Source organism: Rhodococcus maanshanensis NBRC 100610 (assembly GCF_001894865.1).
GTDB classification, from domain to species: domain Bacteria; phylum Actinomycetota; class Actinomycetes; order Mycobacteriales; family Mycobacteriaceae; genus Rhodococcus_G; species Rhodococcus_G maanshanensis.
This window is the reverse complement of sequence record NZ_BCXA01000063.1, coordinates 20,644-30,610: the sequence shown is the minus strand read 5'-3', so window position 1 is coordinate 30,610 and position 9,967 is coordinate 20,644. Positions and strand designations below refer to the sequence as shown.

The window sequence follows — 9,967 nt, the reverse complement described above, 5'->3', positions numbered from 1 at the left end:
CAACGAGGTCGGCCTGGCCGAGACGGTGGCCATGGCCGGGAGCGCCGTGACCGCCTCGAAGGCGCTGGACGTGTCCGATTACGACGCCGTCACCGCGTGGGCGACGGAGATCGACGGTGCGCACGGCGCCATGGACGTGGTGATGAACGTCGCGGGCATCTCCGCCTGGGGCACCGTGGAGAACCTCGAACACCGGCACTGGAAGTCGATGGTCGACGTCAACCTGATGGGGCCCATCCACATCATCGAGAACTTCGTGCCGCCGATGGTGCGCGCGGGCCGCGGCGGGCACCTGGTCAACGTCTCCTCCGCCGCAGGCCTGCTCGCGTTGCCGTGGCACGCCGCCTACAGCGCCAGCAAGTTCGGCCTCCGCGGCGTCTCCGAGGTACTGCGCTTCGACCTCAAGCGGCACGGCATCGGCGTCAGCCTCGTGGTGCCGGGGGGAGTGAAGACCCCGCTCGTCGGAACCGTGCAGATCGCCGGGGTGGACCGCGACGATCCGCGGATCCGAAAGCTGGTGCACCGCTTCGAGAAGCGCGCGGTCTCACCGGAGAGGGTCGCGGAGTGCATCGTCCGTGGCATCAAGAAGAACCGCTATCTGGTCTACACCTCGAACGACATCCGGTTCGGCTACTGGTGGGCGCGTAAGTTCGCGCCGCCGTACGAGTTCGTGATGCAGAAGGCCAACGACCAGTTCAGCAAGCTCCTGCCGCGGGTCTGAGCCTGGCAGTCTCGAGGGCGCCCGCCAGTGCGGCGAAGACCGTGTCGATGTTCCTGCGGTGCACGCCCCAGTCGATGACCTGAAGCCCAGCCCTCGACCTGCTGGTCACGGTCACGACGGATCCGGTCGGCGCCTGCTGGACATCCACACTGACCTCTTCGCCCCAGCTCGCGAGGCTCAGCTTCGTCTTCGCGCGCAGCGTCGTCGGGGCGACCTGCGTGACGTTGCCGAACACGGTGTTCAGTGTGTTCCAGGCGAGACCGAACAGGACGTCGGGCGGAGCCGCGAACGTGTACGCCGCGTTGCGTGAAATGGCCACGGCGGAAGTCTAGGGCCAGACCGGCTTCCGCCGGTTCCCTCCCCGGCTACGCGGGCACGGTCGCCTTCGACAGGGCCCGCTGTGCATCTCGTAGACACCGTCGACCAGATCGAGCTGGCTGAGGTCGTGGGTGACCATCACGATCGCCACGTCGCGCTCGTGGCTGAGCGTGGCCAGCAGTTCGACGATCTCGCGGCTGCGGTCCTCGTCCAGCGCGGAGGTCGGCTCGTCGACGAGCAGCACCGACGGGTCGTTCATCAGGCTGCGCGCGATCGCGACCCGCTGCCGTTGTCCGCCGGAGAGCTGATGCGGTCGCCGGTCCAGCTGCTTCTCGAGCCCCAGAGTGGACAGCAGGTCCCTTGCCCTTGCGCGCTGGCCGCGAACGCTGCCGCCGCCCAGGTGGGTGATCATCAACAGCTGCTCCGTTGCGGTCAGCGAGGCCATCAGGTTCGCCTGCTGGAAGACGAATCCGAGCTGCTGGCGGCGCACGGTGGTGCGGGCCGTCCTGTCCAGGCCGGTGACGTCGGAGCCGTCGATGATGACCGTGCCCGAGTCGGGGGTGATCAGCAGGCCTGCGACGGCGAGCAGGCTGGATTTGCCCGAGCCGGACGGCCCGGTGATCGCGGCGAGTTCGCCGCGCTCGACCGTGAGGGACACATCGTCGAGGGCGCGGAGCCTGGTGTCGCCGTCGGGATAGGTGAGGACCGTGTTCTGCAGGGTGATGCTCATGGATACTCCTGGAGGCGTGGGGTTTACGTGTGGCGGCTGTGCCGTCGGCGGTTACCTGGCCGCGCCGAGCGCGGTCAGGGGGTCGACCTTGACGATGCGGGTCAGCGCCGCCGCGGCGCCGAGCATGCCCAGCGCGATCAGCGCGAAGAACGGGACGAGGGTGCCGGTCACCGTGAGGGTGAACGGGACCGCCGACGCGGCCACCGAGCCGAGCCCGATCGCGGCGAGGGTGCCCAGTCCCGCGCCGAGGGTGAGCACGATCAGCCCCTGGCCGAGTGCGTCGACGAGCAGGTACCGGGTGGAGGCGCCGATGGCCTTGAGAACCGCCAGATCCTGACCGCGCTGGATGGTCCAGATGGTGAAGAAGGCGCCGACGACCAACGCGCTGATCGCCAGCAGCATGCCCTGCATCAGCAGCAGCGAGCCGCGCTCGGAGGAGTATGCGCCGATCGCGTTGAGCGCGCCCTTCTCGTCGGTGATGGCGGTACCGGTTGCGGATTCGGCAGCCGCCGCGTCGAAGCCGGAGGAGGTGCGCAGCGCGATCGTCGTGCCCTCGCTGTCGCCCGCGGTCGGGAGCTGGCGCCAGTCCGACAGGTCGAGCCACACCACCGACTGATGGCTGTAGTAAGAGTCGTCGACGAGCGTGCCGATCGTGAGCGGGTGCCCGGCGATGTCGACGGTGGTGCCGACGGTCCAGCCGTTGTCGTCCGCGAGTTCCCGGTCGACCGCGATCTCGCCTGCGTGCAGCGGGACGGGCGCGGCGAAGGAGTCGCCCGCGACGCCGAAGCCGCTGGCGCTGACATCTCGACCGTCGGCGGTGATCCGGATGGGCGCGATGCCGAGGATCGAGGCCTCGTCCACACCGGGGGTCGAGGCGAGCTGTGCCCGCTGGGCCTCGGTGACCTGGGAGTCGGTGAACGCGACTTTCTGACCCTCGGCGGGCGCGCCGAACGCGAACCGGTCCGCGCCCACGTTCTGGATCGCCGCGATCGACTGATTCCCGAGTCCCGCGGTGAGGCCGGAGAGCATCACGACCATCAGCGAGATGAGGAACAGGACCGCGCTCATGAGAGCGAAGCGGCCCTTGGCGAAACGGAGGTCACGGATACTGAGGAACATGGCTTCCAGCCTCGCGAATGTGGTCCGGTCCGGCATCGCGCAACGGATGGGTGCTCGGATCAATCGAAAGTTGGACATCGCCGATCGCGGCCGGTCGGAGCCCCTTGGTGGTGTTAGCGTGGATGAAATGCTGTTGCCCGAGTACCGCCACGCCCGTGGCACGACGCCGGTGCTGCGCATCATGCAGTTCGGCGCGCACGGGCTCTTCCTCGTCCTCCTCGCCGTCGGGACCGCAAGGGCGGCCGTCGATGAGCCGAATCCGCTGCCCGCATTCGTGCTCGCCGCGGCGGTGCTGGTCTGGTATCTGCTGGGGGTGTGGTTCGCCCGTCGCGCCGCCGAGGCGACGGGCCGTGACTGGTACGGCCCGCTGTGGCTGGGGGTCCTGGTCCTCGGCTGGCTCGGCCTGTCCCTGCTCGCTGCCGGCTTCGTCTGGGTGGCGTTCCCGCTGTTCTTCCTGTGCTTCCATCTGCTCTCGACCAGGGTGGCGCTGGCGGCGACGGTGGCCATCACCGCTGTCGTCATCGCCGCCACGCTCTGGCACGGCAGCAGCAACACCGTCGCGTCCTTCCTCGGTCCGATCTTCGGTGCGACCGCCGCCGCGGGGATGGCGCTGATCTACCAGCAGTTGCTGCGCGACACCCAGCAACGCCAGCGCCTGTTGGACGAGCTGACCCGATCCCATGACGAATTGCTCAGCGCGCAAGACGAACTGGCGGCGCTGCAGCGCGAGGCAGGCGCCGTGGCCGAGCGCGCGCGGCTGGCAAAGGACATCCACGACACCCTCGCGCAGGGTTTCTCGTCCATCGTGCTGTTGGCGCGCGCGGGTCAGCGCGGCGATGACCCCAAGGCGGTGCTCGTGCAGATCGCGGAGACCGCCCAGGACAACCTCGGTGAGGCCAGGCGGGTGGTCGGGGCGCTGACACCGTCGGCGCTCGAGGACGCCTCGCTGGAGTCCGCGCTCGGCCGTCAGTTGGCGCAGCTGGGCACGCACACCGGGATCGCAGGCCTGCTGCATGTCGAGGGGGATCCGCTGCCGCTGCCGATGGACTTCGACGTGGCGTTGCTGCGGGTCGCGCAGAGCGCGCTGGCCAACGTCAGGCTGCATTCGCGGGCCGAGAACGTCCGGGTGACGCTGAGCTACGACCAGGACGAGGTGCGCCTCGATGTGGTCGACGACGGGGTGGGGTTCGATCCCGCTTCCGTGGTCGACCCGGCCTCGTTCGGTCTGCGGGCGATGCGCGACCGGCTCGAGACGCTCGGCGGCTCGCTGGTCGTCGAATCGGCGCCGGGCGACGGAACTGCTCTGGCGGCAACGCTTCCCGTCTCGGGAGCGCAGTCGTGACCGGCCCGCGGCTGCGGCTGTTGCTGGTCGACGATCATCCGGTGGTCAGGGCGGGGTTGCGCGCCCTGCTGTCCTCGCACGAGGGCCTGGACGTGGTGGCGGAGGCGGCCTCGGGCGAGCAGGCGCTCGAGTTGGTCGAGACCACCCGACCGGACGTGGTGCTGATGGACCTGCGGCTCGGTGCGGGCATGGACGGCGCCCAGTCCACCGAGGCGATCATGGCCCGACCCGATCCGCCGCGGGTGGTGGTGCTCACCACCTACGACACCGACGCCGACATCCTGCGCGCGGTCGAGGCGGGCGCGGCCGGGTACCTGCTCAAGGACAGCGATCCGCAGGTGTTGCTGGATGCGGTGTGGGCCGCGTCCAGGGGTGAGACGGTACTCAATCCGGATGTGGCGCAACGGCTGTACCGCCGGATCCGCGAGCCCCGGGTTGACCTGAGTGCCCGCGAGACGGAGATCGTCCGGCTGGTGGCGGACGGGTTGTCCAACCGGGCCATCGCCAAGCAACTGTTCGTCACCGAGGCAACCGTGAAGTCGCATCTGGTGCATGTGTTCTCGAAGCTCGGCGTGGACAGCAGGACGGCAGCGGTGGCCGCGGCGCGCGAGCGCGGCCTGCTGCGCTGAGGCCCGGTGCGCCGGGGTCGGGCGATCAGCAGCGGAGGCGGACGTCCAGCACGCGGGCGCCGGGGCCCGCGGTGGCGAGCCGGTCGTGTGGGTTGGCCAGCGCGCAGCTGTTCATGGACAGGCACCCACAGCCGATGCAGCCGGTGAGGTTGTCCCGGAGCCGGGTGAGTTGCTCGATGCGCCGGTCCAGGTCGGCGTGCCAGCTCGTCGAGAGCCGTTCCCAGTCGGCCCGGGTCGGGGTCCGTCCCTCGGGCAGGGTGTCGAGCGCCTCCCTGATCTCCGCGAGCGGGATGCCGACCTGCTGGGAGATCCGGATGAAGGCCACCCGACGCAGGGTGTCGCGCGCATACCGGCGCTGGTTCCCGCTGGTCCGTCGGCTCTCGATGAGCCCCTCGCGCTCGTAGAAGTGCAACGCGGACACCGCCACCCCGCTGCGCTCGGACAGCTGTCCCGGGGTGAGTTCCTTGGCCTTCCAGTCCGGCATCTCCACCGGCGCCTCCCGTCGTAGACCTCGACCATAGTTGAGGGAATCCGATCGGCGACCGAACCCCCGGCGGTGGTTCGACAGACGAAGCCCTCGCGGCGCGGCCGGTCGCGAACTACCGTCTAGCCATGGAGCGCAGCGTCGTGGGCAACGAGGGGCCGTCCGTGCTGGGGGCCAACTCCGAGGTGGGGACCCTGCGCACCGTACTGCTGCACCGCCCCGGCGACGAGCTCAAGCGGCTGACCCCACGCAACAACGACCAACTGCTCTTCGACGGGCTGCCGTGGGTGGACCGGGCACAGGAGGAGCACGACGCGTTCGCCGCGCTGCTGCGCTCGCGCGGGGTCGAGGTGCTGCTGCTGTCCGAGGTGCTCACCGAGACCCTGACGGTGAGTGGGGCAGCCCGCATGCAGGGCATCTCGGCGGCCGTCGATCCCCGCCGGCTCGGGCACCCGCTCGCCCAGGAACTCGCCGCGCACCTGCGGACCGTCGAGCCCGCGGCCCTGGCCACCATCCTGACCGCGGGCATGACCTTCGACGAGCTCCCGCTCGGGCCGGGCGGCGCATCGTTGGTGCGACGGATGCACCACGGCGGCGACTTCGTGATCGAGCCGCTGCCGAACCTGCTGTTCACCAGGGACTCCTCGTTCTGGATCGGGGACCGGGTCGCGATCACCGCGCTGGCCCTGCCCGCCCGGGTGCGCGAGGCCTCGCTGACCGACCTGATCTATGCGCACCACCCGCGCTTCCTCGGGGTGCGGCGGGCCTATGAGTCGCACACCGCGCCGGTCGAGGGTGGCGACGTGTTGCTGCTCGCGCCGGGCGTGGTGGCCGTCGGGGTGGGGGAGCGGACCACCCCGGCCGGGGCGGAGGCGTTGGCGCGCAGCGTTTTCGAGGACGGCCTCGCGCACTCGGTGTTGGTGGTCCCGATCGCCCAGGCGCGAGCGTCGATGCATCTGGACACGGTGTGCACGATGGTCGACGTCGACGCGGTGGTGATGTACCCCGCCATTCAGGACAGTCTGTCCGCGTTCACCATTCACCGTGAGGACGTCGGGGTGAGCATTCTCGGCGCCCAGCCGTTCCTGAAGGCAGCGGCCGACGCGATGGGCATCGGCAAGCTCAGGGTGATCGACACCGGACTCGACAACGTCACGGCCGAGCGCGAGCAGTGGGACGACGGCAACAACACCCTCGCCCTCGAGCCGGGGGTGGTCGTCGCCTACGAGCGGAACGTCGTGACCAACTCGCGGCTCGAGGCATCGGGCATCGAGGTGCTGCGCATCTCCGGGTCCGAGCTCGGCTCCGGCCGGGGCGGCCCCCGGTGCATGTCCTGCCCGGTGTCGCGCGATCTGCTCTGACCGCCAAAGGTTCGGTGCGGCAGGCGAAACCGTTGTCGTCGACCCGGTGATGTGACTCGCGTCACGTATGTGTGATTCGCCATGTGATCACCCATGACGGCGGGTTCCAGGTGGGTACCGCTGGGCTCGCGCCTGGCACCTACGAGTCGACGGGCCCGACCACCCTCGGCGCGCCCTGCACGTGGACGCGGCTCGCGCTCACCAACGGGCAGCCGGCGGTCGTCGAGTACATGTAGACCAACAGCCCGTCGAGCGTCACGCTGCAGGCCACCGACAGCACCTTCGTCACCTACAACTGTGGCGTCTGGACGCCGGAGGCGGCCGCGGTGCCGGAGATCCCGGTGGTGACGGAGCCGGAGCCGGTGGACACCGAGGAAGAGGAGGCGTCGGGCTCGCTCGATCTCGGATCGGTCGACTTCGGATCGGTCGATTTCGGGTCGATTGGATCGTAGGGATCCCGACCGCGAACGCAGCACGGCCCCGTCGGCGCGAGCCGGCGGGGCCGTGTTCGGATCGGACGGACTACAGGATCGTGGAGACCCGCTCGGCGGGCCGGGCGAGCACGGTGCCCTTGGCCGTCACCACGATGGGCCGCTCGATGAGGATCGGGTTCTCCACCATCGCCTCGAGCAGCTCGTCCTCGCTCGCCTCGGCCAGGCCGAGTTCCTTGTAGAGGGCTTCCTTCTTGCGGATCGCCTCGCTCGGCTTCAGTCCGGCGTCGTCGAGGAGCTTCCGTAGTCCGTCGCGCGAGGGCGGCGTCTCCAGGTACTTCACGATGGTCGGCTCGATGCCGGCCTCCTCGATCAGCTTCAGAACGGTGCGCGAGGTGCTGCAGCGCTGGTTGTGGTAGATAGTCGCGTCGGCCATGACGGTCATTGTCCCGGAACCGCTCACCGGGTTTCCAGTGACCGGCGCATCCGGGCCGAGTCCGCCGCGATGGTCCTGGTGGCCAGGTAGATGAAGACGGCCGTGAGGACCAACATCAGCGGGACGAGGTACATCGCCGAGTTCAGCCCGTCGCCTGCGAACTGCTTCAGCGTGCCGGTGCCTGCCTCGTCGAGGGCCCGCTGAGCGAACCAGTCGGAGATGGCGCCGACCACGACCGGGCCCGAGAATCCGCCGAGCAGGTACATCGCCGCGAAGAACAGCGCGGTTGCGGTGGCGCGCAGTCGCGGGACCACCACGTCGTGGATCGCCGGGTAGACACTGATGTAGAAGCCGTAGGCGAGCAGCCAGCCGGCGGCGAAGAGGGCGGTGAAGGCGACGACGCTCCCGCCGTTCTGCATCAGCGCGAGCGCGGTGAGCGGCGCGGCCACCGCGCAGCTGACGACGCCGATGGTGAGCCGCGCGTTCGGCGACTTGGTCGACGCACGGTCCGCCAGCCGCGCGCCCGCCAGCAGGCCGATCAGTCCGGTCAACCCGACGATGATCCCGGTGACCGCGGCGGCGGGTGTCAGCTTCAGTTCGTACTGGCGCATCAGCAGCGGCACGACGAACGAGTTCACCGCGTACGCGGCGAAGTTGAAGGTCAGCCCCGCGAGGATCAGCCAGCGCAGGGTCGGGATCGACAGCAGCCCGCGGATCGGCCGGGTGATCGGGGCGTCGTCGGTGAGCACGGACCCGCCGCCTGCGGCGGTGTGCTCGGAGCCGCCGCGTTCGGGGTCACGCATCCGGAACATGACAAGGGCGAGCAGCACACCGGGCACGGCCGCCACGAAGAACGGTGCCCGCCACGATCCGAAGGCCTCGGTGATCTTGCCGACGGTGAAGTACGCCAGCATGAGCCCGACCGGGAGCCCGAGCATGAAGACGCCGAGGGCCCGCGAGCGTCGCTCCGCCGGATACATGTCGCCGATCATCGAATTCGCGGCCGGGGTGAAGCTGGCCTCGCCGACGCCGACACCGAGCCGGGCCAGGATGAAGAGCATGTAGTTGCCCGCGGCACCGGTCGCCGCGGTCAGGCCGCTCCACAACAGCAGCCCGGCGCCGATGATCTTCGGCCGGTCACCGCGGTCCGCGAGTCGGCCGAGCGGCAGTCCCGCCACCGCGTACACCAACGTGAACGCCGACATGATGAGGCCGAGTTGCAGGTCGCTGAGCGAGAACTCGGCCTTGATGGGTTCGGCGACCACCGACGGGATCGCGCGGTCGAAGAAGTTGACCAGATTCGCCAGGAACAGGGCGATCAGCGCCCCGCTGACGACCTTGGTCGTGGCTGCGGGCAGCGCCGATGGCGCAACAGGGGGTTCGTGCACGGACATGGGGCCTCGCTGGTTCGGTGAGGGGAGGACGGAAGGTGCACTGCCGCAGGCGGTGCGGTGTGGTGTGGTGAGGCGCTCAGCGCAGCTCGTCGGCGACCTGTGCGCCGATCGCCTGCATGCCGAGCACCGTCGGGTGCAGGGGCACCGCGGGCTCCGCAGGGACCAGGCCCGCATAGTGGGCCTGCTCGGGGGCCGCGCAGATGTCGTGACCGGAGGTGGCCTGCCTGATGTCGATGAACCGGATGTCGCGCCTGGCCGCCTCGGCCGACATGGCCTCGTTCGCGTCGGCCATCACGCTCTGCAGGTAGTCGGCATCCTGCGGCCAGATCGGCTGCTGCGCAGGGCATCCGCCGGGCCGGAGATAGGTTCCGTAGCCGACCACCGCGATCTCCGCGTGGGGTGCGCGCTCGCGGACCTTGTCGAGCATCGCCCCCCAGGTCGGTGCCCAGTCGCGGATCAGTTCCTTCTGGTGGTTGCGTCCACCCGAGGTGAACTTGTCGCGGCAGGACGTGCCTGTCGGTTGCGGCAGCGGGTTGGTGCAGCTGAGGGCGGTGCTGAAGAGATTGAAGTCGTTTGCACCGATGGTGACCGTGACGAGGTCGGTGTCGGGACTCAGCGCATCTAGCTGCGGGGGCACGGCTCCGGCGAAGGTGCCCTGCCGGGTGTCGGTGATGTGGGCCGTCCTGGCGGACGAGCAGGTGACGTCGGTGAGGTTGGCGCCGAGGGCCGCGGCGACCACCGCGGGGTAGTTGTCCCGTGACCGCAGGCATCCGGGCGCGCTCATGTCCTGGTCGGGGAGCAGCGGCCCGGCGGCGGCGGAGTCGCCGAGCGCGACGTAGTCGATCGCGCCGGTTTGCAGCGGCGCGGCGCCTGCGTTGCCCGCGGCCGCGGCGGCCAGCAGACACAGGGTGGCGGCGGCCGTGGCTCCCGACCGGGTGGCGCGGCGGATCATGTTGGTCACCGAGGCTCCTTCTCTCATCTCTCGTTCCCCCTTTTGTGCAT

Annotated in this window: 13 protein-coding genes; 6 read left to right on the top strand and 7 right to left on the bottom strand. The window is 69.8% G+C overall.

The features are described from left to right. Window positions 1–721: SDR family oxidoreductase (locus RM1_RS24595; RefSeq protein ID WP_072754233.1), on the top strand; the 721-nt coding region annotated here is incomplete at its 5' end. Here RM1_RS24595 and RM1_RS24590 read toward each other — a convergent pair. Genes RM1_RS24590 through RM1_RS24580 form a run of 3 tightly spaced genes read right to left on the bottom strand, consistent with a single transcriptional unit; the run spans window position 696 to window position 2,888 of the window. After that, window positions 696–1,040 (bottom strand): hypothetical protein, encoded by a 345-nt coding sequence (locus RM1_RS24590; protein WP_072754232.1) that lies wholly within the window; start codon window positions 1,038–1,040, stop codon window positions 696–698. The genes RM1_RS24595 and RM1_RS24590 overlap by 26 nt on opposite strands. Window positions 1,041–1,049: 9 nt before the next feature. Continuing rightward, a complete protein-coding gene (locus RM1_RS24585; protein WP_072754231.1) occupies window positions 1,050–1,769 on the bottom strand; it encodes an ABC transporter ATP-binding protein in 720 nt (239 codons plus the stop codon). A 51-nt stretch (window positions 1,770–1,820) separates the two neighbouring features. Next, on the bottom strand, window positions 1,821–2,888 hold the full coding sequence (locus tag RM1_RS24580) for an ABC transporter permease (RefSeq protein WP_072754237.1): 1,068 nt from the start codon (window positions 2,886–2,888) through the stop codon (window positions 1,821–1,823). Between the two features lie 127 nt (window positions 2,889–3,015). Between RM1_RS24580 and RM1_RS24575 the strand changes: the two genes are divergently transcribed. Then, the gene (locus RM1_RS24575; RefSeq protein ID WP_072754230.1) at window positions 3,016–4,230 is read left to right on the top strand and encodes a sensor histidine kinase; all 1,215 of its coding nucleotides are present in this window, start codon (window positions 3,016–3,018) and stop codon (window positions 4,228–4,230) included. Then, on the top strand, window positions 4,227–4,859 hold the full coding sequence (locus tag RM1_RS24570) for a response regulator (RefSeq protein ID WP_169310525.1): 633 nt from the start codon (window positions 4,227–4,229) through the stop codon (window positions 4,857–4,859). The genes RM1_RS24575 and RM1_RS24570 overlap by 4 nt, the downstream gene beginning before the upstream one ends. Window positions 4,860–4,884: 25 nt before the next feature. On the opposite strand, the gene soxR is transcribed toward RM1_RS24570, so the two are convergent. After that, window positions 4,885–5,349, bottom strand: coding sequence for a redox-sensitive transcriptional activator SoxR (soxR, locus tag RM1_RS24565; RefSeq protein WP_072754229.1), 465 nt, complete (start codon window positions 5,347–5,349; stop codon window positions 4,885–4,887). A gap of 122 nt (window positions 5,350–5,471) precedes the next feature. Between soxR and RM1_RS24560 the strand changes: the two genes are divergently transcribed. The 3 genes from RM1_RS24560 to RM1_RS27095 all read left to right on the top strand — a co-directional run bounded on the left by RM1_RS24560 (window position 5,472) and on the right by RM1_RS27095 (window position 7,156). After that, window positions 5,472–6,704, top strand: coding sequence for an arginine deiminase (locus RM1_RS24560; protein WP_072754228.1), 1,233 nt, complete (start codon window positions 5,472–5,474; stop codon window positions 6,702–6,704). A gap of 71 nt (window positions 6,705–6,775) precedes the next feature. Then, on the top strand, window positions 6,776–6,940 hold the full coding sequence (locus tag RM1_RS27280) for an Rv1352/Rv1906c domain-containing protein (RefSeq protein ID WP_486363893.1): 165 nt from the start codon (window positions 6,776–6,778) through the stop codon (window positions 6,938–6,940). Window positions 6,941–7,030: 90 nt separating this feature from the next. Then, the gene (locus RM1_RS27095) at window positions 7,031–7,156 is read left to right on the top strand and encodes a hypothetical protein (protein ID WP_281252212.1); all 126 of its coding nucleotides are present in this window, start codon (window positions 7,031–7,033) and stop codon (window positions 7,154–7,156) included. 70 nt (window positions 7,157–7,226) lie between these two features. Here RM1_RS27095 and arsC read toward each other — a convergent pair whose 3' ends face one another. The 3 genes from arsC to RM1_RS24545 form a co-directional block, all read right to left on the bottom strand. After that, entirely contained in the window at window positions 7,227–7,580 is a 354-nt protein-coding gene (gene arsC, locus RM1_RS24555) for an arsenate reductase (glutaredoxin) (RefSeq protein ID WP_027501140.1), read from the bottom strand. Window positions 7,581–7,594: 14 nt separating this feature from the next. After that, complete coding sequence (locus RM1_RS24550) at window positions 7,595–8,965, bottom strand: spinster family MFS transporter (RefSeq protein WP_072754227.1); 1,371 nt, start codon at window positions 8,963–8,965, stop codon at window positions 7,595–7,597. Window positions 8,966–9,041: 76 nt separating this feature from the next. Further along, window positions 9,042–9,917, bottom strand: coding sequence for an SGNH/GDSL hydrolase family protein (locus RM1_RS24545; RefSeq protein ID WP_072754236.1), 876 nt, complete (start codon window positions 9,915–9,917; stop codon window positions 9,042–9,044). Window positions 9,918–9,967 lie beyond the last annotated feature (50 nt).

Excerpts from the sequence above, each read along its gene's own strand:
- RM1_RS24585 (WP_072754231.1), bottom strand. The coding sequence starts at position 1,769 with ATGAGCATCACCCTGCAGAACACGGTCCTCACCTATCCCGACGGCGAC.
- RM1_RS24580 (WP_072754237.1), bottom strand. The coding sequence starts at position 2,888 with ATGTTCCTCAGTATCCGTGACCTCCGTTTCGCCAAGGGCCGCTTCGCT.
- RM1_RS24575 (WP_072754230.1), top strand. The coding sequence starts at position 3,016 with ATGCTGTTGCCCGAGTACCGCCACGCCCGTGGCACGACGCCGGTGCTG.
- RM1_RS24560 (WP_072754228.1), top strand. The coding sequence starts at position 5,472 with ATGGAGCGCAGCGTCGTGGGCAACGAGGGGCCGTCCGTGCTGGGGGCC.
- arsC (WP_027501140.1), bottom strand. The coding sequence starts at position 7,580 with ATGACCGTCATGGCCGACGCGACTATCTACCACAACCAGCGCTGCAGC.
- RM1_RS24550 (WP_072754227.1), bottom strand. The coding sequence starts at position 8,965 with ATGTCCGTGCACGAACCCCCTGTTGCGCCATCGGCGCTGCCCGCAGCC.
- RM1_RS24545 (WP_072754236.1), bottom strand. The coding sequence starts at position 9,917 with ATGATCCGCCGCGCCACCCGGTCGGGAGCCACGGCCGCCGCCACCCTG.